22 protein-coding genes and 2 pseudogenes are annotated in these 25,121 nt (G+C 60.3%); 11 read left to right on the top strand and 13 right to left on the bottom strand.

Features of this window, described 5'->3' with window-relative positions; genetic code table 11:
- Positions 1-76: 76 nt before the first annotated feature.
- The 6 genes from K6M89_RS01575 to K6M89_RS01550 all read left to right on the top strand — a co-directional run bounded on the left by K6M89_RS01575 (position 77) and on the right by K6M89_RS01550 (position 5,420).
- Positions 77-1,018: a sugar ABC transporter substrate-binding protein gene (locus K6M89_RS01575; protein ID WP_222138186.1), complete on the top strand. Its 942-nt coding sequence runs from the start codon at positions 77-79 to the stop codon at positions 1,016-1,018.
- Between the two features lie 122 nt (positions 1,019-1,140).
- Positions 1,141-2,262 (top strand): ABC transporter permease, encoded by a 1,122-nt coding sequence (locus tag K6M89_RS01570; protein ID WP_097581173.1) that lies wholly within the window; start codon positions 1,141-1,143, stop codon positions 2,260-2,262.
- Between the two features lie 2 nt (positions 2,263-2,264).
- Positions 2,265-3,059, top strand: coding sequence for an ATP-binding cassette domain-containing protein (locus tag K6M89_RS01565; RefSeq protein WP_097581172.1), 795 nt, complete (start codon positions 2,265-2,267; stop codon positions 3,057-3,059).
- A gap of 81 nt (positions 3,060-3,140) precedes the next feature.
- Entirely contained in the window at positions 3,141-3,944 is an 804-nt protein-coding gene (locus tag K6M89_RS01560; protein ID WP_222138185.1) for a TIM barrel protein, read from the top strand.
- Between the two features lie 42 nt (positions 3,945-3,986).
- Positions 3,987-4,979: an inositol 2-dehydrogenase gene (gene iolG, locus K6M89_RS01555; protein WP_222138184.1), complete on the top strand. Its 993-nt coding sequence runs from the start codon at positions 3,987-3,989 to the stop codon at positions 4,977-4,979.
- A 105-nt stretch (positions 4,980-5,084) separates the two neighbouring features.
- Complete coding sequence (locus tag K6M89_RS01550) at positions 5,085-5,420, top strand: MurR/RpiR family transcriptional regulator (RefSeq protein ID WP_222138183.1); 336 nt, start codon at positions 5,085-5,087, stop codon at positions 5,418-5,420.
- A gap of 134 nt (positions 5,421-5,554) precedes the next feature.
- Here the strand turns inward: K6M89_RS01550 and K6M89_RS01545 are convergent, their stop codons facing one another.
- Positions 5,555-6,184 (bottom strand): TetR/AcrR family transcriptional regulator, encoded by a 630-nt coding sequence (locus tag K6M89_RS01545; protein WP_222138182.1) that lies wholly within the window; start codon positions 6,182-6,184, stop codon positions 5,555-5,557.
- Positions 6,185-6,372: 188 nt separating this feature from the next.
- Between K6M89_RS01545 and K6M89_RS01540 the strand changes: the two genes are divergently transcribed.
- The gene (locus K6M89_RS01540) at positions 6,373-8,832 is read left to right on the top strand and encodes a glycoside hydrolase family 3 C-terminal domain-containing protein (protein ID WP_222138181.1); all 2,460 of its coding nucleotides are present in this window, start codon (positions 6,373-6,375) and stop codon (positions 8,830-8,832) included.
- 60 nt (positions 8,833-8,892) lie between these two features.
- Here K6M89_RS01540 and K6M89_RS01535 read toward each other — a convergent pair whose 3' ends face one another.
- The 9 genes from K6M89_RS01535 to K6M89_RS01495 all read right to left on the bottom strand — a co-directional run bounded on the left by K6M89_RS01535 (position 8,893) and on the right by K6M89_RS01495 (position 18,455).
- Positions 8,893-9,429: an OmpA family protein gene (locus tag K6M89_RS01535; protein WP_222138180.1), complete on the bottom strand. Its 537-nt coding sequence runs from the start codon at positions 9,427-9,429 to the stop codon at positions 8,893-8,895.
- Between the two features lie 13 nt (positions 9,430-9,442).
- On the bottom strand, positions 9,443-10,117 hold the full coding sequence (locus K6M89_RS01530; protein WP_222138179.1) for a L,D-transpeptidase: 675 nt from the start codon (positions 10,115-10,117) through the stop codon (positions 9,443-9,445).
- Positions 10,118-10,392: 275 nt separating this feature from the next.
- On the bottom strand, positions 10,393-11,397 hold the full coding sequence (locus tag K6M89_RS01525; RefSeq protein WP_222138364.1) for an ABC transporter ATP-binding protein: 1,005 nt from the start codon (positions 11,395-11,397) through the stop codon (positions 10,393-10,395).
- Positions 11,397-12,374, bottom strand: a complete 978-nt coding sequence (locus tag K6M89_RS01520) for an ABC transporter ATP-binding protein (RefSeq protein ID WP_222138178.1) — start codon at positions 12,372-12,374, stop codon at positions 11,397-11,399. Before K6M89_RS01520 ends, K6M89_RS01525 begins: the two co-directional genes overlap by 1 nt.
- Entirely contained in the window at positions 12,371-13,285 is a 915-nt protein-coding gene (locus K6M89_RS01515) for an ABC transporter permease (RefSeq protein ID WP_064684084.1), read from the bottom strand. Before K6M89_RS01515 ends, K6M89_RS01520 begins: the two co-directional genes overlap by 4 nt.
- 3 nt (positions 13,286-13,288) lie before the next feature.
- Positions 13,289-14,263 carry an ABC transporter permease gene (locus K6M89_RS01510; protein ID WP_222138177.1) on the bottom strand — a complete coding sequence of 325 codons (975 nt, stop codon included), beginning with the start codon at positions 14,261-14,263 and terminating at the stop codon, positions 13,289-13,291.
- Positions 14,264-14,274: 11 nt separating this feature from the next.
- On the bottom strand, positions 14,275-15,885 hold the full coding sequence (ggt, locus tag K6M89_RS01505; protein WP_222138176.1) for a gamma-glutamyltransferase: 1,611 nt from the start codon (positions 15,883-15,885) through the stop codon (positions 14,275-14,277).
- Positions 15,882-16,736, bottom strand: coding sequence for an alpha/beta hydrolase (locus tag K6M89_RS01500; protein ID WP_222138175.1), 855 nt, complete (start codon positions 16,734-16,736; stop codon positions 15,882-15,884). The genes ggt and K6M89_RS01500 overlap by 4 nt, the downstream gene beginning before the upstream one ends.
- Positions 16,737-16,880: 144 nt before the next feature.
- Entirely contained in the window at positions 16,881-18,455 is a 1,575-nt protein-coding gene (locus K6M89_RS01495; protein WP_222138174.1) for an ABC transporter substrate-binding protein, read from the bottom strand.
- 193 nt (positions 18,456-18,648) lie between these two features.
- On the opposite strand from K6M89_RS01495, the gene K6M89_RS01490 reads away from it, so the two are divergent.
- The gene (locus tag K6M89_RS01490; protein ID WP_222138173.1) at positions 18,649-19,413 is read left to right on the top strand and encodes an IclR family transcriptional regulator; all 765 of its coding nucleotides are present in this window, start codon (positions 18,649-18,651) and stop codon (positions 19,411-19,413) included.
- A gap of 59 nt (positions 19,414-19,472) precedes the next feature.
- Here the strand turns inward: K6M89_RS01490 and K6M89_RS01485 are convergent.
- Both K6M89_RS01485 and K6M89_RS01480 read right to left on the bottom strand, forming a co-directional pair.
- Positions 19,473-19,666 (bottom strand): annotated as a pseudogene (locus K6M89_RS01485) (dihydrodipicolinate synthase family protein); the annotation flags it as partial.
- Between the two features lie 5 nt (positions 19,667-19,671).
- Positions 19,672-19,999: pseudogene (locus tag K6M89_RS01480) on the bottom strand (ATP-binding cassette domain-containing protein); the annotation flags it as partial.
- A 373-nt stretch (positions 20,000-20,372) separates the two neighbouring features.
- Between K6M89_RS01480 and K6M89_RS01475 the strand changes: the two are divergent.
- Positions 20,373-22,544: a TonB-dependent siderophore receptor gene (locus tag K6M89_RS01475; RefSeq protein WP_222138172.1), complete on the top strand. Its 2,172-nt coding sequence runs from the start codon at positions 20,373-20,375 to the stop codon at positions 22,542-22,544.
- Between the two features lie 4 nt (positions 22,545-22,548).
- On the top strand, positions 22,549-23,334 hold the full coding sequence (fhuF, locus tag K6M89_RS01470) for a siderophore-iron reductase FhuF (RefSeq protein ID WP_222138171.1): 786 nt from the start codon (positions 22,549-22,551) through the stop codon (positions 23,332-23,334).
- A gap of 12 nt (positions 23,335-23,346) precedes the next feature.
- Here the strand turns inward: fhuF and K6M89_RS01465 are convergent, their stop codons facing one another.
- Positions 23,347-24,264 (bottom strand): AraC family transcriptional regulator, encoded by a 918-nt coding sequence (locus K6M89_RS01465; RefSeq protein ID WP_222138170.1) that lies wholly within the window; start codon positions 24,262-24,264, stop codon positions 23,347-23,349.
- A 95-nt stretch (positions 24,265-24,359) separates the two neighbouring features.
- Between K6M89_RS01465 and K6M89_RS01460 the strand changes: the two genes are divergently transcribed.
- Complete coding sequence (locus tag K6M89_RS01460; RefSeq protein WP_222138169.1) at positions 24,360-25,109, top strand: SDR family oxidoreductase; 750 nt, start codon at positions 24,360-24,362, stop codon at positions 25,107-25,109.
- The last annotated feature ends 12 nt before the right edge of the window (positions 25,110-25,121 follow it).

Below are 25,121 nucleotides of genomic sequence, written 5' to 3'. Positions count from 1 at the left end.
GCTACCGGTAGCAAAGGAGTTGCAACCGGTAGCAATCGCACGTTCGCATGAGGCGGACTGTTTTTGGGAGGGTTAAATGAAATTTGCTTTGAAATCGCTTCTCGCGGGGGCCGCGGTCGCGTTCATGTGCTCTTCAGCAATCGTCAACGCAGCGGACATTCGCATTGTTGCCGTCACCCATGGCCAGGCCAATGATCCGTTCTGGTCCGTGGTTAAGAACGGGGTCAATGCAGCGGCGAAGGATATCGGCGTTGGCGTCGACTATCGGGCGCCGGAAACCTTCGACATGGTATCAATGGGGCAGCTCATCGATGCGGCCATCAATCAGAAGCCTGACGGGCTGATCGTCTCCATTCCGGATGCCTCGGCGCTCGGCCCGTCCATCAAGAAGGCCGTGGCCGCCGGCATTCCGGTTATTTCGATCAACTCCGGATCCGACGTTTCGAAGGAATTGGGGGCGCTTCTGCATGTCGGCCAGGACGAATACACCGCGGGCAAGGCCGCCGGTGCAAAGCTGCATGAGTTGGGCGGCAAGGAAGGCTTGTGCGTGAATCAGGAGGTCGGCAATGTCGCGCTCGATCTGCGCTGCAAGGGCTTCGCAGACGGTTTTGGCGGCAAAGTTACGGTTCTGCCCGTCAGCAACGATCCGGCCGACGTCCGGGCAAAGGTCAAAGCGGCGCTGAGTTCCAATGCCGCTGTCGATACCGTCATGGCGCTCGGCGCCGGCACCGCCGGCGAGCCGTCTCTCGCGGCTGTCGAGGATGTCGGAATGACCGGCAAGGTCAACGTGGCGACCTTCGACCTTTCGGCAGATTTCCTGAAGGCAGTGGCCGACGGCAAGGCAGCCTTCGCGATCGATCAGCAGCAGTTCCTGCAGGGCTATCTGCCCGTCGTGTTTCTGGCCAACTACGCCAAATACGGGCTGATCCCTGGAGGCAATGTGCCATCCGGCCCCAATCTTATCACCAAGGAAAAGGCCGCCCAGGTGGTCGATCTTTCCGCCAAGGGCATTCGCTGACCAGAACTGACGGAAGGCATTCTCTCAGAATCTCCTCCCCCTCAAGGGGAGGGGGTTCGTTGACAGAGCGCTGCCGAGCAGCGCCGCCGCTACCTCAAAATAAAGATTCCACGGGAGGAGTTATGGCTTCGCTTGAGCAGAACACGGCGGCTGCGCCGACGGTCGATGAGCGCGTCAAACAAGTAAGTTTTTTAACACATATGATGCGGCGGCCCGAATTGGGCGCCGTGGCGGGCCTTGTTCTCGTCATCGTCTTTTTCTTTCTCACTGCAGATTCGACGATGTTTTCTCTTTCGGGCCTGATGACCATCATGGCGCCGGCATCGCAATTGGGAATCCTCGCCATTGCGGCGGCACTGCTCATGATCGGCGGAGAGTTTGATCTCTCGATCGGCTCGATGGTGGCTTTCGCAGGACTGATCTTCGGCGTCATCCTGACCAATTTTGGTCAACCGCTTTCGGTTGCCATCGTCATGACAATGCTGTTTGCGGCGTTCATGGGCGCGATCAATGGGCAGATCGTCATTCACACCAGGCTGCCGTCGTTCATCGTGACCCTGGCATTTCTCTTCATACTGCGCGGCTTGACCCTCGTTGGTCTGAAATGGGCCACCGGCGGCTCCACGCAGCTTCGCGGCATCGGCGACCATGTGAAGGACAGTCCGCTGCTCGGGCTCTTTTCCGGCGATGCGCTGAAGGGCGTATTCGTCTGGCTCGCAGATCACGACCTGATCGGCAAGTTCCCGAACGGCCTGCCGAAGGTCACGGGCATCCCCGTGTCGGTCCTGTGGTTCGTCGTGCTTGCCCTGGCTGCAACATGGGTCCTGCTGCGCACCCGCATGGGCAACTGGATCTTCGCAGCCGGCGGCGATCCGAATGCAGCAAGAAATTCAGGTGTCCCGGTCCATAGGGTGAAAACCGGCCTGTTCGCGTTGACGGCGTGTGCTGCCGCGCTGGTCGCCATCATCACCGTGCTTGACGCCGGCTCAACCGACGCCCGACGCGGTTTTCAGAAAGAGTTCGAGGCAATCATCGCCGCCGTCATTGGCGGGTGCCTGCTCACCGGCGGCTATGGTTCGGCGATCGGCGCCTTCTTCGGAGCCATCATCTTCGGCTCGGTTTCCATCGGCTTGACCTATACCAAGTTCGACTCCGACTGGTTTCAGGTCTTCCTCGGCTCGATGCTGCTGCTGGCTGTTCTCTTCAACAATTTCATCCGCCGCAAGGTTACCGGGGAGCGCTGATCATGCCAGACGTCAACAACCGAACACCGATCATCGAAGTAACCGATATCGTCAAGCACTACGGCTCCGTGATCGCTCTCAACGGCGTGTCGATGCAAGTGTCGGCCGGAGAGGTACTTTGTCTCCTCGGAGACAATGGCGCGGGCAAATCCACCTTGATCAAGACGCTGTCCGGTGTCGTCCGGCCAAGCGGAGGTGCGTTTCTGGTCGAAGGCAAGCCGGTCAATTTCCGCAGCCCGCGCGACGCCCTCGATGCAGGGATTGCGACGGTCTATCAGGATCTCGCCATGATTCCGCTGATGTCGATCACCCGAAATTTCTTCATGGGGCGGGAGCCTCGCAAAGGCATCTTCCCATTCCGTCACTTCGACCTCGCGCACTGCAACGATGTCACGCGTGAAGAGATGCGCAAAATCGGCATCGATATCCGCGATCCCAATCAGGCGGTGGGCACCTTGTCTGGTGGCGAACGCCAATGCGTTGCGATTGCGCGCGCGGTCTATTTCGGCGCAAAGATCCTTATTCTCGACGAGCCCACATCGGCGCTCGGCGTGGCACAAACCTCGATGGTGCTGAAATACATCCACCAGGTCCGACAGAACGGACTGGGCGTGATTTTCATCACCCATAACGTTCGGCATGCCTATGCCGTGGCGGACCGCTTCACCATCCTCAATCGCGGCCAGACGCTCGGCACTTTTGCCAAGGCGGATATCGCGATGGACGAGCTTCAGAACCTCATGGCCGGCGGCAAGGAACTGCAGCAACTGTCCGAAGAGCTCGGCGGTACCATCTAGCGCCCTGGCTTTACCCGGAGGCGGCGCCCATTGGCTTTCAAAGGCTGCCCGCTTTTTCAGTCATCAAACATGGAAACGGTCATGAACGACGGTTCGTCGAATATCTCATCCCCCTTCACGCTCGCGGTCTGCGCCGAGATGGTTTTCAAGTCGCTTCCTGTTGTCGACAGGCTGAAGCGGATCACCGAACTCGGCTTCCAGGCCGAGATCTGGGACTGGACGAAACATGACATCGCTGCCCTTGCGAGATCCGGGGCGGTCTTCTCGTCGATGACTGGCTATGTGACCGGTACGCTCGCCGACGACGATGGCGCAGAAGAATTGCTGCGAACTGCGAAGTTATCGATCCCCGTCGCCCGGGAGCTGAATTGCCCACGTCTCAACCTGCATGGCACCGGTCTCGACGGCAACGGGCTGCCGGTCGTCAAGGCTGACCAGGTGACGAGTTCCATGTGGCTCAAGGCATGCGATACGCTGAAGCGCATCGCCGAGCTCGGGGAGCAGGAGGGTGTGACCTTCGTGCTCGAAAACCTCAATCAGGCAGTCGATCACCCCGGGACGCCGTTTGCCAAGGCCGAGGATACGCTCGCGCTCGTCTCGTCCGTCAACCGGCCGGCGTTGAAGCTCAATCTGGACCTCTATCATGCCCAGATCGGCGAAGGAAACCTGATCGAGCTATGCCGGCGCGCGCTGCCCTATATCGGCGAAATCCAGGTGGCGGATGTGCCCGGTCGCATGGAACCGGGCACCGGCGAGATCAACTACAAGGCAATTGCCCGCGCGCTCAAAGACATGGGCTATCGCGGCACGATTGGCATGGAGGCGTGGGCGTCCGGAGACGACGAGACGGCGCTTGCCCGCTTCCGCGACGCGTTCACCGTTTGAATGTTTCGATAGTCAAGACTTACATATCATGGAGAGACATCAATGATCAGATTTGGAGTGATCGGCGCCGGCCGGATAGGCAAGGTGCATGCAACAACGATCGCGGCCAACCCCAATGCGAAGCTTGCCTATGTCGCGGATGCCTTCAAGGCATCAGCAGAAGAGCTTGCCGCACGGACGGGCGCCGAGGTTGCCGAGGCGGAGGATGTCATCAACTCCTCGAACGTCGATGCGATCCTCATCGCGACGCCGACCCCGAGCCACGCCGATCTCATCGAGGCGGCAGCGCGCGCCGGCAAGGCCATTCTCTGCGAAAAGCCGGTATCCCTGTCGGTCGACCGCATCAATGCCTGCCTCGAGATTGTCGAGAACAACAGGTCGACTTTGATGATCGGCTTCAATCGCCGATTTGACCCGAACTTCGCAAGTTTGGAGGCCCGCCTGCGCCGCGGCGATATCGGCGCGATCGAGATCGTGACGATCACCAGCCGGGATCCAGCGCCGCCTCCGGCCGACTACGTCAAATCCTCCGGTGGCCTGTTCCGCGACATGATGATCCACGACTTCGATATGGCCCGCTTCCTCGTGGGCGAGGAATTCGTGGTCGTGAACGCACTCGGATCCTCGCTCGTCGACAAGGCGATCGGGGCCGAGGGCGATGTGGATACCGCCGCCGTCCAGATGCAGACGGCTTCGGGCCGCATTGCTGTCATCACCAATTCGCGCCGGGCGACTTATGGATACGACCAGCGCATCGAAGTCCATGGGGCTGCCGGTATGCTTGCAGCGAAAAATATCGCCGCGACGAGCGTCGAGCTTTCCAATGCGAACGGCGTCAGCGGCGATCCCGTTCAACATTTCTTTCTCGAACGCTACGCGCAGGCTTATGCCAACGAGATCAATGCCTTCATCGAAGCGATCGACAGCGGCAACCCATCGCCGAGGCCAGGTGGATTGGATGGGCTTCAGGCTCAAAAACTGGCGGAGGCCGCCACAGTGAGCTGGCAGACAGGCAGGCCAGTTGCCGTCGATTGACGTCAAGGCGATGCAGTTCGGTCCTCGTGGCTCCCCTGCATCGCCGACTCCACGAATGCAGAGTCGACTTGTCCTGCGCGAAATGCATCCGCCACGGAGGCGCCAATGTCAGCCATGCGTTCTATGAAAGATCAACGTCCTCAAACCTTCCAGGAATTAAAACAGTGCATTGCCGAAAGAAGGATCTTTTTCCCTCACCAGATGGAACAGGTTGCCAGGCGGATGCTTGAGCATCCGGAGATGATAGCCTTCGAAAGTGCTGCCTCAGTCGCAAAAAAATGCGCCGTCTCGCAAACGACAGTAATACGGCTGAGCAGCTTTCTCGGAATTGGATCATACCGAGGTCTGAAAGATCTCTGTGCTCGCTATATTCGAGAACGCTCCAAAGGCATGTCGCCGCCTTACCAAGTCCCTCAGCCGCCACCGCGCAATGTCGGGTAGGATAGTCCGTTGCTTGAAGTCGCTGCCGCCGGCAAGGAATGAGTAACCGCCAGAGGCCGCATGATCGCGGGAGGCAGGCAACGGCCGGCAGTAGGCGACAATGCCAGGCCCTCCGATCTGCACCCCATCCTCGTTCAGCCATCCAGAACGAGGCTCGTCTGCAGGCGGCTGACATAGGCTTCGAGCCCGCCGACCATATCGAAGCGATCGGGGTCGCGCAGCCAGAGCATCTGCAAGCCGTCCATTACGGCGATCAGTTCGGCCGCCATCGCCTTGCTATCGATGTTCTTGGCGAACGAGCCATTGGCGGCGGCGCGTTCGAAGGTCGCGGCGATATGCTTCTGCATCTGCGTGGCGCGATCGAGAAACCAGGCCTTGGCGGGGTGGTCCTTCATCAGGCTTTCGGCATTGAGGATGGCGAAAGCCCTGGTGACCTCGAGCATTTCGGCGTTGCGACGGAAGACCGAGACCATGCCTTTAAGCAGGCCCCGAAGGTCCAAACGATAGTGGTCGATGAAATCTGCGCTTTCCAAATCGCGCTTGTCCAGAATGGCAAGCAGGAGATCGACCTTGGTCGGGAAATGGTGCAACAGGCCGGGCAGCGACAGGCCGACATCTTGGGCGATATCGCCAATGGCGGCATTCTGATAGCCGTCTTCGGCGAAGCGGCGCATCGCCGCCGCGAGGATTTCCGCTCGGCGCGCCTCCCCCTTGCTGGATTTGCGCCGCTGCTTTTCCCTCGCGCCGGTCCCTTGTTCTGTCATCGTCTCTTTCCGTTTGCCTCCTTTTAACGGCGACGCGCCAATCGGCAAAGCTGCAGCTTGCAAGCTCTATCCATACATCAGACAGTGGCAGTTGACATCTTAAAAATACCGAGTAATCGGTAGGTTTAAGGATCAAAGCGCCCGGATCGCCGTCTTGAAATATCCGGAGTCGTAGCAGGGAGGTTTGCATGATTGATTCCATTCTCGACCAGATGACGCTCGAAGAGCAGGTCTCCCTTCTGTCCGGCGCCGATTTCTGGACGACGGTCCCGGTCGACCGTCTCGGCGTGCCGAAGATCAAGGTGACGGATGGACCGAACGGCGCGCGCGGCGCCGGCTCGCTGGTCGCCGGCGTCAAGGCGACCTGCTTTCCCGTCGCCATCGCGCTCGGCGCCAGCTGGAATCCCGAACTTATCCATCAGATGGGCGCAGCCCTTGCGCGCCAGGCAAAGAGCAAGGGTGCCGCAGTGCTGCTGGCGCCCACGGTGAACATCCATCGCTCCGGCCTCAACGGACGCAATTTCGAATGTTATTCCGAAGACCCGATGCTGACCGCCGAACTGGCCGTTGCCTATATCGAGGGCGTGCAGGGTGAGGGCGTCGCGGCGACGATCAAGCATTTCGCCGGCAATGAATCCGAGATCGAGCGGCAGACCATGTCTTCCGATATCGACGAGCGGACACTGCGCGAAATCTACCTGCCGCCCTTCGAACAGGCTGTGCGTCGCGCCGGCGTCATGGCCGTCATGTCCTCCTATAACCGCCTGAACGGCACCTATACGAGCGAGAATCACTGGCTGCTGACCAAGCTGTTGCGCGAGGAGTGGGGGTTCGACGGCATCGTCATGTCCGACTGGTTCGGTTCGCATTCGACGGCCGAGACGATCAATGCCGGCCTGGATCTCGAAATGCCGGGTCCGGCGCGCGATCGCGGCGACAAACTGGTCGCGGCCGTGCGCGAGGGCAAGGTCGAGGCCGCGACGGTACGGGCTGCGGCGCGGCGCATGCTGCTTCTCCTCGAGCGGGTCGGTGCGTTCGAGAAGAAACCCGATCTGAGCGAGCGAGCGGTCGACCTGCCGGAAGACAGGGCGCTGATCCGGCGTCTCGGCGCGGAAGGCGCTGTGCTCCTCAGGAATGACGGCATCCTGCCGCTTGCCAAAACCTCCCTCGATCGCATCGCCGTCATCGGCCCCAATGCCGCAAGCGCGCGCGTCATGGGCGGCGGCAGCGCGCAGATCGCCGCGCATTATACGGTGAGCCCGCTCGAAGGCATCCGCGCCGCCCTCTCCAACGCCAACAGCATCAGCCATGCGGTCGGCTGCCGCCACAACCGTCTGATCGACGTGTTCAAGGGCAAGATCGCGGTCGAGTATTTCAAGGACCGCGGCTGCAAGGGCGAGCCGCTGCATGTCGAAACGGTCGACAAGGGCGAATTCTTCTGGTTCGAGCTGCCGTCGGGCGATCTCGACCCTGCCGATTTTTCGGCCCGCATGACGATGCAGTTCGTGCCGCAGGAGAGCGGCGATTACGTATTCGGCATGACCAACGCCGGACTGGCGCGGCTCTTCGTCGATGGCCGACTGACGGTCGATGGCCGTGACGGCTGGACACGCGGCGAGAATTATTTCGGCACCGCCAATGACGAACAGCGCGGGGCGGTGTCCCTCGATGCCGGACGGTCATACAAGATCACCGTCGAATATGAGCCGTCCACCGCGACCGAGGAGGGGATCAACCTCATCGCTGTGCGCTTCGGCGTCGAAAAGCCGCTCGGCGAGGCCGATATCGAGTCGGCCGTCGAGACGGCGCGCAATGCCGACGTGGCGCTTCTCTTTGTCGGCCGCGACGGCGAATGGGATACTGAGGGACTGGACTTGCCCGACATGCGGCTGCCCGGCCTACAGGAGGAACTGATCGAGCGGGTTGCGGCCGCCAACACCAACACGGTGGTCGTGCTGCAGACCGGCGGTCCGGTGGAAATGCCCTGGCTCGGCAAGGTTAGCGCCGTGCTGCAGATCTGGTATCCGGGGCAGGAACTCGGCAATGCCGTCGCCGATGTCCTGTTCGGCGATGTCGAGCCGAGTGGGCGCCTGCCGCAGACCTTCCCGAAGACGCTTGCCGACAATTCCGCCATGACGGGCGATTCCGCCGTCTATCCCGGCAAGGATGGGCATGTGCGCTACGCCGAGGGCGTCTTCGTCGGCTATCGTCATCACGATACACACGCCGTCGAGCCGCTCTTCCCCTTCGGCTTCGGCCTCGGCTATACCCGCTTCCGCTGGAGCGAGCCGCGGCTGTCGGCCGGCGAAATGGCTTCCGACGGCGTCACCGTCAGCGTCGACCTGACCAATATCGGCGACCGGGCCGGCTCCGAACTGGTGCAGCTCTATGTGCGTTCGCCGAAGACCAAAGTGGCGCGGCCGGACAAGGAGTTGCGCGCCTTCGCCAAATTATCGCTGCAGCCCGGCGAGACCGGCACGGCGATAATGCAAATCCGGCCGCGCGATCTCGCTTATTTCGACGTCGAAGCCGGCGCTTTCCGTGCCGAAGCCGGCAATTACCAGCTGGTCGCGGCGGCGAACGCTGCGGATATCAGGTTCGTGCTCGATCTGCCGTCACCATCCAGCTACGAGTTGCCGCCCTCCTAGAATAGAGGCCCGGGATACGGCTGGCGCGTCTGCGCAAGCGTCGATTGGCCCAATCTGCGATCAGGCCGCGTCCGGCTGGGCACGCAGGTTGGTGACGACACGCCGATTCTGCACCTTGCAGGAGCGGTCCGTGCAGTCGCGAACTTCTCTATCGTTGCCATAGCCCTTGGCCCACATGCGCTTCGGGTCGACGCCCTTCGAGGCGAGATAGGCCATCGCCGCATCGGCGCGCTTCTGCGACAGCGTTTCCATCTGGGAGGCAGAACCGGAATCGTCGGCAAATCCCTGCAGCTTGAGCAGCCAGGTCGGGTTTCTGGTGAGCCAGGCGGCCTGGTTATCCAGCGTTGCCATGGCGACGGAATCGAGGGCGGCGGAATCCTGCTTGAAATAGATCCGCCGGCCGACATTGAGGATGAAATCCTCTTCGCTGCCGGCCGCGACGTTTTCGAATCCCGGCGCCGGATCATTGGTCTGGCCGGTCATCGGCGCCGCAGTCGGTTCTTCCAGGGAGGCGATCTCGGTGGTGGAGCAGGCGGCAAGCGCCAGGAGCATGGCCGCGGCGAGAACGCGGCTCGTATATCCGGTCGTAGCTGACATCAGGTGATATTCCTTATTCGACCGGGGTTGTTTGGCTGACCTGCGTGGTGCTTTCGGCCTGGTCGGCAATATGCGGCAGAACCTGTACAGCGGTGCCGATCGGGCAGCGTTGGTAAAGATCGATGGCATCTTCGTTGAACATGCGGATACAGCCGCTGGAGGCGTCCTTGCCGATGCTCCATGGCTCCAGCGTGCCGTGGAAGCGATAACCGGTATCGACGCCGTCACGATGCAGATACATGGCGCGAGGCCCCAGCGGATTCTTCGGTGTACCGCCCGCGACGAATTCGGGCAGTTCAGGATGGCGCTTGCGCATCTCCGGCGGCGGCGTCCAGCGCGGCCAAAGCGATTTGGCGTCGATCGTGGCGCGACCGAACCATTTGAAGCCTTCGCGGCCGACGCCGACCCCATAGCGGATGGCGGTCTTGTTCTCCATGATCACGTAGAGAAAATGGTGCCTGGTATCGACGACGACGGTGCCGATCGGCTCGCTGCTGAAATATTTGACGACCTGGCGGTGCCACTTCCTGTCGATCTTGGCGAGGTTGGTCTTTCGGAACGTCACGCCATTGTCGACGAGGGTGCCGTCAAAATAGGACGAGGCTGCGGCGAATGCCGGTTTCCAAACTGCAGCGGCGCCAAGTAACGCCAAACCACCAAGCAAAATATCCCTGCGGGTCCCCACCATCGGCAATATCCCCCTCAAAGCCAAAGCAGCGGAGTATCAGTAAATCAGATTTTTCATTGGCGACAACAGAAAATTATTTCGCTTCCTAAAGACCGGGATCGAGTTGCGGTCTTCTGGATATATTTGCTTCGATCGTTAATCGAGAGGAGAACGCTACACCCTGCAACCCGCAGATCACTTGAACGGATGGATCCTTGTCAGAAGTCCTGACGCCGCTTCGAAAATATCTGCGTATGCGGTCGACTGCGCTCACGGTTCCAGGAGCGAGTTCGGGGTCATGCATCGTTAAGATGGCAAGCCGACAGGTGCCCCGGTGCAACTTCCCTTTTTGCGGGCACTTCCAGACGGCAGCGATCCATCGCAAACGGGCATCTCGGATGGAAGTGACAGCCTTCCGGCGGGTTTATCGGGCTGGGAAGCTCGCCATCGACGGGCTTGAACTGCCGCTTGCCGGGTTCGATGCGCGGCACTTCGGCCAAGAGCGCTTTCGTGTAAGGATGATTGGGCCGGCTGAAAACCTCCTCGACGGGCGCCTCTTCGACGATCCGGCCGAGATACATGATCGCAACGCGATCGGAAATATGTTCGACGACGCCGAGATCATGGCTGACGAACAAATAGGTCAGGTCAAGCTTGTCGCGAAGTTCCATGAACAGGTTGATGACCTGAGCCTGGATGGAGACGTCGAGCGCTGCGACGCTTTCATCACAGACGAGGAATTTCGGCTGCACGGCGAGAGCGCGCGCAATATTGACGCGCTGTCGCTGGCCACCGGAAAACTGGTGCGGGTATCGCTTTTTCATGGCCGGGTCGAAACCGGCCAGCATCAGATATCTGTCGACATAGGCGTCGCGTTCCGTCGAGCGGGCAAGTCCATGCGTTCGAGGCGCTTCCCAGATAAGCTCCTCGATGGTCATGCGCGGGTTGAGAGCCGCCATCGGGTTCTGGAAGATCATCTGGCTGGCGAGACCGAACTGATGCTGCTCGCCTTTCGACATGGCGCTTCGGTCGATCCCTTTCCAGAGAATGTGGCCGTGGCTGGGCGACGTGATCCCTGCAATGGCGCGGCCGAGGGTCGACTTCCCGCAGCCGCTCTCGCCGACAAGGCCGACAACCTCTCCGGGTCGAATGCTAAGGCTGACGTTATCAAGCGCTTGAACAACAGGTGCCGGTGTGGCCAGCCTGAGCTTATGCGCGATCTTGGCGGCCAGGTCGGGCTTGGCTCCGAAGCGCTGCGACACGTTCCTCGCTTCGATCAGGGGCGTGGCGATCGCCGTCATCATGCTATCTCTTTCGTAACGGGATGAATGCAGCGGAAGGAGCGGTCGCCTTCCGGCATGAGCGCCGGCATGACCAGACAGCCGTCGGTCGTCCGGTCACAGCGCGTACGAAAACTGCATCCCTGTGGAAGGCGGTTGATTGCCGGCGTCATGCCGCGAATCTGGTGGAGGGGCTCTCCGCGTCTGTTTTGCGAAGGAACGGATGCGATCAGACCGGCGGTGTAGGGATGGTGAGGATCGGTCAGAACCTTGCCCACTGGGCCGGTCTCGACGAGGCGGCCGGCATACATGACGGCGATCTCGTCGGCCAATCTTGAGACGATCGCCAGATCGTGGGTGATCCAGATCACCGCCGTATTTCCCTCTTCCGTGAGCTTCTGGAATTCGGAAATGATCTGGCTCTGGATCGTCACATCAAGCGCTGTTGTCGGTTCATCGGCGATGATAAGGTCGGGCTTGTGAAGAAGCGCAATGGCAATCGCCACGCGCTGACGCATTCCGCCGGAAAACTGATGCGGGTAGGCGGCAAGCCTTTCTTCAGGGCTTGGTATTCCGACCAGTGCCAAAGCATCCCGCGCCCGCTGCCGGGCGGCATCCTTCGAGACTCGGTCGTGTGCCTGGACGGCTTCCACCATCTGCGTACCGACCGTCAGGACCGGGTTGAGAGTCATCATCGGATCCTGGAATACCATGGCGATCCGCTTGCCGCGCAGCTGCCGCATCTCCTCGTCCGAATATTTCGCGATGTCGGCGCCGTCGAAGATGATCTGGCCGCCGGCCACCCGGCCGGGTCTATCGAGGAGCCGCATGATCGAGAAGCCGGTTACCGACTTTCCGGATCCGGATTCCCCCACAAGACCAAGAACCTTGCCGCGCTCCACCGCGAACGATACGTCGTTGACGGCGCAAAGACTGGGGCGACCTTTGCCGCTACCGAATTCGGTGACGAGATTGCTCACTTGCAGCAATGGGGTCATGACATGTTCCTCGGGTTGAGCACATCGCGCAGCCGGTCGCCGACGAGATTGATCGCCGCGATCGTGATTAGAAGCGCAATACCGGGGAAGAAGCTGATCCAGTAGAGGCCCGTCAGAAGATACTGGTAGCCGGTCGAGATCAGCATGCCGAGCGAGGGTTCGGTCACGGATGCACCCAGACCGAGGAAGGACAAGGTTGCTTCGAGGCCGATTGCCCTGGCGATCTGCATGGTGGCGATGACGATGACCGGCGCAAGACAGTTCGGCAGCAGGTGCCTGAAGAGGATGCGCCATCCGGGCAGGCGCAGCATCCGGGCCGCCTCGATATATTCCTTCTCGCGCTCGACCAGAGCGGTGCCGCGGACCGTGCGGGCATAGGTCGCCCACTCGGCGATGATCAGTGCGATCACGACATTGGGCACGCCCTTGCCGAGCACGGCGAGCATCATCAGCGCCATCAATATGGTGGGAAAAGAGAGCTGCAGGTCGACGAGCCGCATCATCGCGGTTTCCGTGCGCCCTCCCATGTAAGCGGCGAACAATCCGGCCGAGGTTCCGATGATGGCAGCAGCGAAAGCCGACAGAACGCCTACCAGCAAAGAGGTGCGCAGGCCATAGAGGATGCCGGACAGGATATCGCGGCCCTGGCTGTCAGTGCCGAGGTGATAGACAAGCCCGGTCATGGATTCGGACCCCGGCGGCAGTCGACCATCCATGATGTCGAGCTGCATCAAATCATAGGGATTTTGCGGAGAGATCCATGGCGCAAACAGCGCCAGGCAACAGATGATCACCAGCGTGAGGAAGGCGATCGCGGCTGCCGGAGAGCTGAAGAAATCCGCGATCCCTTTCGACAGACGACTGGGTTCGGGCGTTGGAGCGCTTGTGTCTTGGGTGTTTGGTTCGGCCATGGGTCAAGCCTTTCCTTCCAGCCGGACCCGCGGATCCAGAAGGGTATAACAGATATCGATGATGAAATTGAGGATGACGAAGAGCAGCACCATCATCATCAGGTAGGCGACGATGACCGGGCGATCGAGAAGGTTGATCGACTCGATGATGAGCTTGCCCATGCCCGGCCACGCAAAGATGCTTTCGGTGACGACCGAAAAGGCGATCAGTGAGCCGAACTCGAGACCGATGATGGTCACCACCGGGATCATCAGGTTCTTGAGAACGTGCACGGAAATGATCCGCCGCTCTCGCAATCCCTTGGCGCGGGCAAACTTCACATAGTCCTGGGGAAGGACCTCCTGCACGCCGGCGCGGGTCAGCCGAAGAATGAGCGACGTCTTGAACAGAGCCAGGTTGAAGGCGGGCAATAAAAGGTGCCTGATGCCGTCTGCGGTCAGAAACGACCATTGTGCACCAAGCAGTTCCTGCGTCGGGCCGCGGCCATTCGTCGGCAACCAGCCGAGCTCGACGGAAAACACCATGATCAGCATCAGGCCGACCCAGAAGGTCGGAAGCGAGAAGCCCAGAATCGAGCCGCTCATGATGAGCTTGGAGGAAATCCGATTGGGGTAAAGCCCTGCATACAGCCCAAGCGGCAAGCCGAACAAGAGCGCGATGCCGAGAGCCGTGATCGCCAGTTCGAGCGTTGCCGGGAGACGTTCGAGGATCAGACCCAGCGCCGGCCGCCCATAAACGAAGCTGTTGCCGAAGTCCCCGTGCAGAAGCCCTTGGAGAAACAGCAGATATTGTTTCCAGAGCGGCTGATCCAGACCGTAATGCGCGATAACGAGTGCCCGCTCCGCCTGATTGGCGTCGGGGTTGATGAGGATGTCGACCGGATTGCCGATCACATTGACGCCGATGAAGACAATGATCGTCATCGCGACAATGACAAAGAGCGCCTGTATCAATCGCCTGATAATGGATGTGATCATAGAACCTCTCCTTAGGCGACGGAGATCGCCATCCCGTCGCGCTGCGGATCAGCGGCTCCTTTAGAGACACCGCCTTCAATCTTGATCGCGTGGACTGCGGCGAATGCGTATGTCTGCGGCGACCGCGCCACCTGGTAGCCCTGCGTCCGCAGCTCGTCCTCGACAGAGTGTCGAATACGATTGCAGATGTCGATCGTGTTTGACACCCCTACGATCCTCGGCGCCGAGACGGCTTCGAGCACCGACATGTCGAAATCGATCATGTTCATCAGGCATTGCGCAACGGCCGGTGCGATATAGCTGCCGCCCGGCGCTCCGATGACGATGCTGGGCTCGTCACCCTTGAAGACGATCGTCGGTGCCGCCGAGCTTGGACGCCGCTTGCCGGGCGCGATGGAGCCGGGTTTGCCCGGAACCGGATTAAAGCGGCTCATCGTGCCATTATACATGAAGCCGAGGCCATCGGTGATCGCGCCCGAGGGACTGCCGAGGGTGTGGGTCATCGCGACGGCGTTGCCGTCCTTGTCTATCACCGAGATGTGGGTGGTGTCGCGCTGCGAGCCATCAAGACGCGAAACGCTGGTGACCTCGCCTGCCTTGATCGCGTGGGCATGCGCCTGCGCATGCTCTTTCGACAGCAGCCTTTCATAAGGCACGTCGACATAGGCGGGATCGCCCATATGCGCGTCCTTGTCGATCGTCATTCGCTTCATGGCTTCGAACAGGATGCGGATATGCTCCGCGCTGCCATGCTGCAGCGAGCCGACGTCGAACTGCTCCATGATATGCAGGAGTTCCAGCATCGGGAAACCCGAGCCTGGAGGCGGTGAGGTGGCAATGAGGTTGCCGCGATAGTCGCCCCAAACGGGCTTTACCTTCGACAATTCGTAGCGCGCCAGATCTTCCCGATCGATCAAACCGCCATTTGCCTTGAAATCGTCGGCGATCTGTTCGGCCAGGTCGCCGTGATAGAAAATGTCTGACCCGCCGCTTCGCGCGATGCGTTCGAGGGTCTGTGCCATATCGCTGTTGACGAGCAGGTCGCCGACGTTTTTGAGTACGCCGTCGGCGTCGAAGTAGGTTTTCCGCCCCGTTGCGGAAAAGCGCAGCTTGTCGATCGTGTTGGCAAAACCGTCGTTCGCCTGGTCCTTGGCCCAATACCAATGCATGTGGTTTCGGATCATGAAACCGTTGCGGGCCAGGCGGATGGCCGGCTTGATGAGATCGGTCCACTCGAAGGTGCCGTAGTCGCGCAGCGCGGTCTCATAGCCCTTCAGCGAGCCGGGGGTGCAGACGGCAAGGTAGCCGATATCGGAGATATTGCCTTCAAGGACGTAGCCGAAGCCGTCGCGGCTCTGGTGCTTGATCTTGTCGAGCCACATGTCCGGCGCAGCCTTGAGCGGCGCGCGCGCATAAAATTCGAGGATCTCGTGCACGCCCTTTTTCGGCATGTAGACATGCATGGAGCCGAAGCCGCCGATGCCGGCCATTTGCGGGTCGACCACGCCTTGGACGAAGGCACAGGCGAGTGCGGCGTCGATGGCATTGCCGCCGCGCTCGAGAATTTCCGCGCCGGCTTCGACTGCCTCCGGCTGAGGCGCCACGATCGTTGCATTTCTCATTTCGCGCGCCGCTCTTTCAGCACCTTTGCCAGGAAGGCCTTGACGTGACCGAGAACTTTCATTCGGTCGTGAGAGACGCCAGGAACACGATCGAACGTCACGTCGACACCCGCTTCGCGGAATGAGCTCGCCAGGGCGGCAAGCCGCTCGGGCCGCGTTTTGCCGGCATCGTTTGCGCCATCCATATAATATTTGCCGCCCGGCTTATGGGTGATTTCCCAGGTCTCCAGATCGGCGTCGCCGACGATCATATGCACCGGCAGCTTGGCGAGTTCTTCCGACCGGAAGGCCTTGCCGAAGCGCGCCTCCAGATCCCGGATGCCGACCCACCAGTCACGCGTCGGATCCAGAAGGGTGACGGAACCCGGTGCGCCGATCGATGCCGCCCAGAGTTTTTCCGGATGCAGGATGGCGAAACGGTGCACGAAATGGCCGCCGCCGGAGAAGCCGAACATGGCGAATTTAGACCAGTCCTGACGGTATTTTTCGGCCACTTCCTCGACCATGGCAAGGACGACGCGATCGTAGCGGATGTCGCCCTCCTCGAGAAACTTGTAGCCGGAACGCGCACCATCACCGAGAACGCCAACCGGGAAGATCGGGCAAAGGATGGCACAGTCGTTGTAGAGCCCGAATTCGGCAAAACCGTCGCGGAAATCGATAGCCGATGTGCGCCCGGTGCCGTGGACCGCGACCAGGAGGTCGAGCTTGCGGCCATCTGCCGCCGTCGGCGGCACATAAAGCACCATATGGAGGCGAGGATCGGCCTGAGAGGCGAAAATGGCCGTCTGGCCATAGTCATAGATGGCCTTCGCCCGGGCGACGGCTTCGCCCGTTCCAAGTTCCTGCATGAATGTCTCCTGGGAGATGAAGAAAGGGCGGCCTCGGCGGTCCCATGCTGCTGTTTTAAACCGCGCCGCATCGATTGGATCGATGCGACGCACTTCAAATCTTTATTTGTCCCAAAACCGCTGTACGCTTTTGGACGACATGCATTAATCCGCCGGCTTCACGTCGTAAGCGAGCGTATATTTGTCACCGCGCGGTGTGTAGGACACGGTCTTCTTTGCACCCAGCACGACGTTTTCGTAATGCATCGGGAGGAGCCAGAGGTTGTTGAAGGTCTCGGTCGACAGCTCCTCGAGCAGGGGCGCGCGTGCAGCTTCATCGAGTGTCGAACTCGCCTTGGCCAGTACCTCGTCGATCTTCGGATCGGACACGCCGCCGCCGTTATATCTGCCGGTCCCCTTTTTCTCGTCGCGCGACGCGACGAGCGCGACAGTCGGATTGGTGGTTTCGCCGGTGTTCACACCCCAGGAGCCGAAATAGGTGCTGTAGGTGCCTTTTGAATAGGCTTCCGAATACATCGACCAGGGCAGGACCTCGACTTTCGATTTGATGCCGATGCGCGTGAACATCTGGCCGACCGCCTGCAGAACTTCGGCATCCTTGACATAACGGCCAGAGGGGCCATGCAGGGTCAGGCTGAAGCCATCGGGATAACCGGCCTCGGCCAGAAGCGCCTTGGCGGCGGCGGGATCATAACCCACCTTCTCGACTTTTTCGGAATAGCCCGCATAGCCTTGGGTGACGAATTGATCGGCCACCGTGCCGTTCTTCTGCATGACGCGGTCGACGATTGCCGGCCGGTTGATCGACATCAGCATTGCCCGACGCACCCGTTCATCCTTGAGCGGGTTCTTGTCGAGATCGGAACCATCCGCAGCCTTCACGAAAGGCGAAACATCGCGGCTGACATCGAGGCCAAGATAGACGAAGCGGGAAGACAGGCCGTTGATGACTTGCAGATTATCGCTCGCTTCCACGCGTGCCATTCCATCGGCAGGAAGGGTTTCGACAATGTCGATCTCGTTGGAAAGAAGCGATGCCAGACGGGCGCCGTCATCGGGCAGGAAGCGCAGCGTAACGTTCGACCAGTGCGAGGGGCCAGCGAAATAGCTGTCATTGCGCTTCAAGGTCAGGTTGCTGCCTGGCGAATAGGAGACGAAGGAATAGGCCCCGGTTCCGATTGCACACTTGCCGTTGTCGAAATCCTGGACCGGCGCCTCCTTGCAATCGGCGCTGATAATGCGGATTCGGCTGACGGAATTCAGCAGGATCGGATCCGGAACCTTGGTCTCGACGACGATGGTATAGGGATCGGTGGCCGTGACATTGACAATATTGCGGGTGTAGGAAGCAAAGCTCTGGCTGGGCTTGTCGCGGGCACGCAGAAGCGAAGCGATGACGTCATCGGCGTTGAACTCACTGCCGTCATGGAATTTCACGCCCTTCCGCAGCTTGAATTCCCAGTGGGTCGGGTCGACGACCTTCCATTCGGTGGCGAGTTCCGGCGCATTTGCCGACGTTCCCGTGAGGTTTATGAGGCTGTCCCAGATATGGCGCGAGGTCGCATTGTTTGGCGCCGAACTGTCTTCATGAGGATCCAGCGTCGTCGGCGTCGTCGACATCCCGATCGTCAGCCGGGTTTCCTGTGCGGCGACCATAGCAGGAATAGCAATCGTGCCAAGCAGCCCGATCGCTGCCCGCGTCAATGTTTTTGCGGCCATTTCTTCCATCCCGGTTTAGCGTTTTTGGGCCGACCTTGCCCGGTCGGTGCGAGCAGGTTCCCGTCCGCTCTTGACACAAATTGGTAAGGGGGCCTCAAGGGGGCTGTCAAACGGAAAACAAGAGCGTTACGATAGGCGTAACCTGAAATTATGCCACTCCTTCAGCCTTGGTCGCGGAGAAAATTCTGGTCCCATGGACAAAAGACAACCATCAAAAAGCGATATCGTGCAATCTGTTGATGTCTGCATCGAGGTATTGCTGAACGTCGCCAAAAACCCGGATATCAGACTGACCGAGGTGGCGCAGAACCTCGGGGAAACCAAACCGAGAATTTTGCGCATGTTACGCACACTGGAACGGCGCGGCCTGGTGCGGAAGAGCGATACAGGCACTTACCGGCTGGGGACGACTGCGATCATTCTCGGAACCGCTGCCTCGACACAAGTTGATCTGGTGCGAATAGCCAATCCTATTCTTGAAGAAGTCGGCCAGAAGGCGAACGAAACGACCCAGCTCAGGATCATCGACAATGGCGAATCCCTGTGTATTGCAAAGTTCGAACCGATGCGCGACTTGCGGGTGCAGGCGATGATCGGTCGAAGACGGCCGCTCACGGCCGGCTCGTACAAGGTGCTTCTCGCCTATCTCCACCCCCAGGTGCAGTTGCAAATGATCCCGGAGACCTTGCCCCGGCTGACCAAGCGCACCATCACGGATCGCAGCAAGTTGGTCGCCGAATTGGATAAAATCCGCCGCCAGGGATTTTGTGTGAGTTACGGTGAAGTCAGCGAGCAGCTTGTCTCCGTCTCAGTGCCGGTTCTGGCATTCGACGGATCCGTGATCGCCGCAGTGAATGTCGGCGCACCGGCCTTCCGCACGCAAAAAAGCGACGTCGACCGCTTTATCGTTCTGCTGAAGGAGGCCGCCAGCAAGATATCGGCCCGACTGGGATGGTAGAGGTTTGCGGTTCGACGCCCCTTTGGCGAACCAAAGCTCAGCTCGTTTGTTAAGCAAACTCAGGCGAAAAGATCGGGGAGTTCGGAGTGGGCGATGCGTCGCAACCTGACTGCTTCCTCCATGTCTATCGAACGATAAGGAAACCGCAGACGGGTGCTCACGGGTCCCAGTTGCCGATGGCGCTCAAAAGCTTGTCGAGAGCGGCGTTCGAATAGCCGAATTGCTGGCGGAAGGGGACGATATGCGCGTCCATGAGTGTGTGCCGCGATGGATGCGGATCGGTTCGGCAATCTGGTCGCCGATCGTGAAGACGGGATTGAGGCTCGACATCGGCTCTTGGAACACCATGCCGATGTCGTCGCCCCTGATCCGGCGCATGTTTTCTTTATCGAGGAAGACGACATCGCGGACCACGCCGCCCCTCGTCGTCAGGCGGATCCTGCCTGCGGCGATCACACCGATATTGCGGGTGAGCAGCCATGACCGACAGGCTGGTGACGGACTTGCCGGAGCCGGATTCGCCGACGAGCGCCAGCGTCTCGCCGGCGGCAACTGTCAGGTCGATATCATTGACCGCCGTAAAGCAGTGCGCGCGTGAGCGGCTTCATCGATTTCAATGTCAATGCCGGGTCGCTTACTCGCATCGCCGATAAAGGCTGACCGTAGGATATCTGTCAAATGGTCAGGCTGGTGGTGGCGCGTCGGGCACGGGCTTCGTAGCCATATCCCTCGCGAAAACGGCGTCCCGGCGAGCGCATTGTCCACTTCCAATTTGGTATTTGTGCGGTTGAACCCAAGGCAGAGACCGGGCCGAGCCTCGAAGGCGCGTGCAACCTCTTCGGGAGTGCCGAGCATGCGAAAATCATCGATTAAAAGATGACAAAAATAATCATCTTATGTTGACAAGGCTTTCTTCGCTCCATAGGTTCCGCGCGCATCTATGACGTAGGGACCAGGCAATGGCGCGTTTTTTTTTGAATGTTTCTAATAATGTATCGCGAATTTATAGAGGGACCCTATTTGCCACGACGGCGATCGTGCTGACCGGCATCGCGGCATCGCCGGCTTCCGCCCAGAGCGCCCCCACCGGCGACACGGCGACGACGCTGGAACCGATTGTCATCCAAGGTGCAGCCTCTGATAGCAAGACCGACCGGACGTCGGTCACCGCCAAAAACAGCGCCGGCGCGACCAAGATCAGCACGCCGCTCGTCGAGACGCCGCGTTCCGTGTCGGTCACCACCGAGAAGGAAATCGAGCAGCGCGGCGCGCAGACGGTCATCGAGGCGGTGCGCTACACCGCCGGCGTGACGACGGGAACGAGCGGCTTCGACCCGCGTTTCGACCAGATCTACATTCGCGGCTACAACGCCACGACGGTCGGTGACTATCGTGACGGATTGCGCCAGCCCTACATCAATTATGGGATGTTCCGCACCGATCCCTATCAGCTGCAGCGCGTCGAGGTGATCAAGGGACCGGTTTCCGTTCTCTACGGTTCCGGTTCGCCGGGCGGCCTCGTCAACAAGATATCGAAGCTTCCGACCGAGGAGCCGATCCGCGAAGTCGGCATTACCTACGGCACCGAGGACCGGGTGCAGGGGATGTTCGATTTCGGTGGGCCGATCAGCGAGGGCAACGACGATTTCCTCTATCGCATCGTCGGTGTCGCCCGCCGCGGCGACACGAATTTCGATATTGCCGACGACCGCTATTTGCTCGCGCCGTCCTTCACCTGGAAACCCGACGAGGGCACGTCCTTCACGGTCTACGGCCTGGCGCAGTCGGACGAGACCGACTCCAACGTCGGCGCGATCACGACCGTAGACGGCAGGATTCTCGATCTCAGGGCGAGCGATCCCGACTATGACTATCAAAAGGTCAAGCAGCAGCAGGTCGGTTATCAGTTCGAGCATGAATTCGACAACGGCCTGACCTTCCGGCAGAACCTGCGTTATTCGCATCTCGATCTGGAGGCTCGCTACCTGGGTGTTACCAGCTGGACCGGGACCGTCGCGCATCGTGGCACCAACGCGATCCGGGACGAAATGAACGTTTTCCAGGTCGACAATCAGCTCGAGGCGAAGTTCGATACAGGCCCGCTTGCGCATACGATGCTGTTCGGGCTCGACTACACCAATCTCCAGTCGAGCTTTGGCTACGGCGCCGGAGCCGCAGATCCGGCATTCGACTTCGATATCGCCAATCCGACCTATGGAGTCTCGGGCGCTACACCGGATTATAATATATTGGCGTCCGATGCCGACATGCGGCAGCTCGGCATTTACGTCATGGACCAGATCGAGGTCGGAAACTGGCGCTTCAACCTCGGCGGTCGGCAGACCTGGGTGAACCAGACGCGAGATTCGACCTTGCCCACAGTCAGCTCGGAGGACGTCGACAAAAATGCATTCTCCGTGCAGGCTGGCGCGCTTTACCTCTTCGACAACGGTATCGCGCCCTTTGCTTCCTACGCTACCTCCTTCGATCCGGTCACCAACCGGTCGGCAACCAACACGATTCTTCCGCCGACGAAGGGCGAGCAATTCGAACTCGGGGTGAAATACCAGCCGCCCGGCTCCGACATCCTGCTCTCGGCTGTCGCCTATCACATCGTCGAGCAAAACAAGCCGAGGCTCGCCGACCCGCTGACCTTCGCCTACGACTCCCAGGGCGAGGTGACGGGAAAAGGTATCGAGCTTGAAGCCCGCGCGGCAATCGCCGACGGCCTCGATATTATTGCCGCCTACACCTACAACGACTCGGAAATAACCGGGGGCAACAACGTCGGAAATACGCCCGCTATCACCCCGACCCATGTTGCGAGCCTGTGGGCGAATTATACCTTCCAGGAAAGCAACCCCTTCAACGGTCTGTCGATGGGCGCCGGCGTACGCTACATCGGCGAGACCTGGACGGATGTCGCCAACACCTCGAAGAATTCCGCAACTTTCTATGTCGATGCCGCCCTCGCCTATGATTTTGGGGCCGTCGACAAGAAATATGAAGGACTTACGGCAGCCTTCAACATCCGCAACATCGGTGATGAGCGCGAAACAGTCTGCGAAGAGGGCTTCTGCTACCTCGGCCAGGGTCGCAACATGACCGGCACCCTGAAGTATCGGTGGTAGCACCATGGCGGCAGAGATGAACGGGGCGGTCTCACGCCCTTCGATCGCCGATCATCCTGTCGCCCACCAGGCCGTCGACCTCGACGGCCTGGTGGGCGATGGCCCGTTCTCATATTGCCGCGGCAAGCTGCTTGCCTCTCCGCCGCCGACCGGGATTGTTGTTCCCTGCAGGGATCTCGGCGATCGCGACGTGTTTGACGGCATCATCGCGCGCTATGCCGAAAAATTTCCGGGCAGCGACCGCCGCGCGATCGTCTCCATGTGGACGCTCTATTATTTCAGCATGCTGACGATCGCTCCGAGCGTCCACATGTTCGTGAACCGCATCGCGCTGCCGCTGGACATCGACCGGCTGTCGCTCGTTTGCAACGGTGAGACTGGCGAGCCGGAAGCATTCGTGATGTCCGATCGGCCGGAGGCTGGGGCCGATCCGACAGCCGAGCTTCACCGGCTGATGCTCGGTCACGCCGAACCGGTCATTGCGGCGATCGCTGCCAATGCCGGCGTCGCGCCGAAGCTTCTCTGGAACAACGCCGCGGCCTATCTCTCCTGGATCCTCAAAGAGATCGCTCACCGCCATGAGCCTCCCCTTGTCGAGGGTGGCATGGCGCTGCTGAACGATGCCGAGTGGCCGGGCGGCGGGCGCAACCCGATGTTCGGCATGATCCGCATGGCGCGCCAGCAATGCGGGCTGGAATTCGCCCGCCGCAAAGTCTGCTGCCTGCGCTACAATCTGCCGGGCGTCGGCGGCTGTGGCGAAGCCTGCCCGCTACCGGACGGGCGGCATTGACGCAGCCCGCCGTCATGCGGAGGCGTTTGAAATGGTCTTTGTCTGCTCGGCATATCTTGACGGAGGCAATCCGGCAAAGCGCGTGAATGCCGTGCTGAACGCGCTTGCCGAGCCATAGCCGATGCGCTCGGCAATCTCCTGAATTCCGATATCCTCCTGCCTCAGCAGATTTTTGGCGAGCGCCATGCGCCACGATATCAGATATTCCATTGGCGTCAGGCCGATAGCGCGGCGGAAGCGGTTGAAAAACGCCGACCGGGAAAGGGCAGCCTCGCCGGCAAGCTGCTGCACCGTCCATTCCCTGGCCGGATTGTCATGCAGCCGACGGATGGCCAGGGCGAGGCGTGTATCGCTCAAACCCCGCAGGATGCCGAGCGGCGCCTTCTCCCCGGCATTCGAGCGCAGCGCCTCGACAAGCAAGACTTCCAACAGCCGCGCCAGGATCATGTTCTTTCCCGGCCGTTCGGCGCGGGCTTCGTCTGTCACGAGTCGAACGATCGCCGACAGTCTGCTGTCGCCACGGATATGGATGATCCGCGGCAGCAGGGAAACCAGCAGGGCCGCGTCAGGCGAGCCGAAAGCGAAGTGGCCGACCAGCAATCGTGCATTCGGAGCCCCTTCGGGATCGCCGTGACGGGTTTCTTCAGGAAGCATGGTGACGGTGAGGGGATCGATGCCGAGCGATAATCCGTCATCGAGGCTCGACATTGTGAAGGCATGGGCCGCCGGAATCAGGATGAAGTCGCCTTCGCGTAGTGTGATCTGCTTGTCCTCCGCGCTCAGCCGCGAAGAACCTTCCAGGATGACGCAGTAGAAGGGCTGACCCGTCTCCTGGCGCACAACGCGCCACGTCCCTGCGCCGCTGACGAGCTTTGAATAGCGCGCCGCTGGCTGCAGCAGTGTGACGATATCAGCCAAAGGGTCGCTCATCGATACTCCTGATAATGAAACAAGGACGGTGCGTTATATTCAGTAGCGACATCGCCGTCTACATCTGTCGCTCTCAGTATTGATAGGAGACAGATATGAAGACCGTTCTCGTTACAGGATGCTCGTCGGGGTTCGGGCTGGAAATTGCCAGATTCTTTCTCGCGCAGAGCTGGAAGGTGATCGCCACCATGCGAACGCCTCGCCAAGACCTTCTGCCGACCTCGGACCACCTCAAGATCGTTGCGCTCGATGTCACGAGCCCCGTAAGCATCCGCGCCGCGATTGATGCCGCAGGTCCTGTGGATGTGCTGGTAAACAATGCCGGCATCGGTTGGCTCAACGCGGTTGAGGGAACGCCGATGGAGATCGCCCGCGATATTTTTGAGACGAACACGCTCGGAACGATCGCGATGACGCAAGCGATTCTGCCGCAGATGCGGGAGCGGCAGGAAGGGGTCATCATCAACGTCACGTCGAGCGTGACGCTCAAGCCGCTCCCGCTCCTCTCGGTCTATACGGCCAGCAAAGCCGCGGTGAACGCGTTCACCGAGTCAGCCGCACTTGAACTCGAGCCATTCAATGTGCGCGTGAGGATCGTGCTTCCAGGGCGCGCACCGGAGACGCAGTTCGGCGATACGGCGCGCTCACGGATTCAACAACAGGGCGGCTTCCCGGAAGCCTATTCGTCGATCGTCGCGGACGTGTTCGCGTCGTGGGAGCGGCAGTCGGAGTCCGCCCTGACACAGCCCGGAGACGTCGTCGAGGCAGTATGGCGCGCTGCGACCGACCCTTCCTCTCCGTTGCGCATCCCTGCAGGGGCCGACGCCGAAGCATTGGCAGGATGAAGCCGGCGGCCT

It is taken from the genome of Rhizobium croatiense (assembly GCF_019793465.1).
Taxonomy (GTDB): Bacteria; Pseudomonadota; Alphaproteobacteria; order Rhizobiales; family Rhizobiaceae; genus Rhizobium; species Rhizobium croatiense.
Note: the sequence above shows the minus strand (reverse complement) of the source record. Positions and strands in the feature narration are given on the sequence as shown.

What these genes read in the sequence shown, in the direction of transcription:
- K6M89_RS01510 (WP_222138177.1), bottom strand. Translation starts at nt 14,263, where the DNA reads ATGATCACATCCATTATCAGGCGATTGATACAGGCGCTCTTTGTCATT.
- K6M89_RS01475 (WP_222138172.1), top strand. Translation starts at nt 20,373, where the DNA reads ATGGCGCGTTTTTTTTTGAATGTTTCTAATAATGTATCGCGAATTTAT.
- K6M89_RS01520 (WP_222138178.1), bottom strand. Translation starts at nt 12,374, where the DNA reads ATGACCCCATTGCTGCAAGTGAGCAATCTCGTCACCGAATTCGGTAGC.
- K6M89_RS01565 (WP_097581172.1), top strand. Translation starts at nt 2,265, where the DNA reads ATGCCAGACGTCAACAACCGAACACCGATCATCGAAGTAACCGATATC.
- K6M89_RS01545 (WP_222138182.1), bottom strand. Translation starts at nt 6,184, where the DNA reads ATGACAGAACAAGGGACCGGCGCGAGGGAAAAGCAGCGGCGCAAATCC.
- K6M89_RS01570 (WP_097581173.1), top strand. Translation starts at nt 1,141, where the DNA reads ATGGCTTCGCTTGAGCAGAACACGGCGGCTGCGCCGACGGTCGATGAG.
- K6M89_RS01540 (WP_222138181.1), top strand. Translation starts at nt 6,373, where the DNA reads ATGATTGATTCCATTCTCGACCAGATGACGCTCGAAGAGCAGGTCTCC.
- K6M89_RS01500 (WP_222138175.1), bottom strand. Translation starts at nt 16,736, where the DNA reads ATGCAGGAACTTGGAACGGGCGAAGCCGTCGCCCGGGCGAAGGCCATC.
- ggt (WP_222138176.1), bottom strand. Translation starts at nt 15,885, where the DNA reads ATGAGAAATGCAACGATCGTGGCGCCTCAGCCGGAGGCAGTCGAAGCC.
- K6M89_RS01495 (WP_222138174.1), bottom strand. Translation starts at nt 18,455, where the DNA reads ATGGCCGCAAAAACATTGACGCGGGCAGCGATCGGGCTGCTTGGCACG.
- iolG (WP_222138184.1), top strand. Translation starts at nt 3,987, where the DNA reads ATGATCAGATTTGGAGTGATCGGCGCCGGCCGGATAGGCAAGGTGCAT.
- K6M89_RS01465 (WP_222138170.1), bottom strand. Translation starts at nt 24,264, where the DNA reads ATGAGCGACCCTTTGGCTGATATCGTCACACTGCTGCAGCCAGCGGCG.
- K6M89_RS01550 (WP_222138183.1), top strand. Translation starts at nt 5,085, where the DNA reads ATGTCAGCCATGCGTTCTATGAAAGATCAACGTCCTCAAACCTTCCAG.
- K6M89_RS01530 (WP_222138179.1), bottom strand. Translation starts at nt 10,117, where the DNA reads ATGGTGGGGACCCGCAGGGATATTTTGCTTGGTGGTTTGGCGTTACTT.
- K6M89_RS01525 (WP_222138364.1), bottom strand. Translation starts at nt 11,397, where the DNA reads ATGACGGCGATCGCCACGCCCCTGATCGAAGCGAGGAACGTGTCGCAG.
- K6M89_RS01560 (WP_222138185.1), top strand. Translation starts at nt 3,141, where the DNA reads ATGAACGACGGTTCGTCGAATATCTCATCCCCCTTCACGCTCGCGGTC.
- K6M89_RS01575 (WP_222138186.1), top strand. Translation starts at nt 77, where the DNA reads ATGAAATTTGCTTTGAAATCGCTTCTCGCGGGGGCCGCGGTCGCGTTC.
- K6M89_RS01490 (WP_222138173.1), top strand. Translation starts at nt 18,649, where the DNA reads ATGGACAAAAGACAACCATCAAAAAGCGATATCGTGCAATCTGTTGAT.
- K6M89_RS01460 (WP_222138169.1), top strand. Translation starts at nt 24,360, where the DNA reads ATGAAGACCGTTCTCGTTACAGGATGCTCGTCGGGGTTCGGGCTGGAA.
- K6M89_RS01535 (WP_222138180.1), bottom strand. Translation starts at nt 9,429, where the DNA reads ATGTCAGCTACGACCGGATATACGAGCCGCGTTCTCGCCGCGGCCATG.
- K6M89_RS01515 (WP_064684084.1), bottom strand. Translation starts at nt 13,285, where the DNA reads ATGGCCGAACCAAACACCCAAGACACAAGCGCTCCAACGCCCGAACCC.
- fhuF (WP_222138171.1), top strand. Translation starts at nt 22,549, where the DNA reads ATGGCGGCAGAGATGAACGGGGCGGTCTCACGCCCTTCGATCGCCGAT.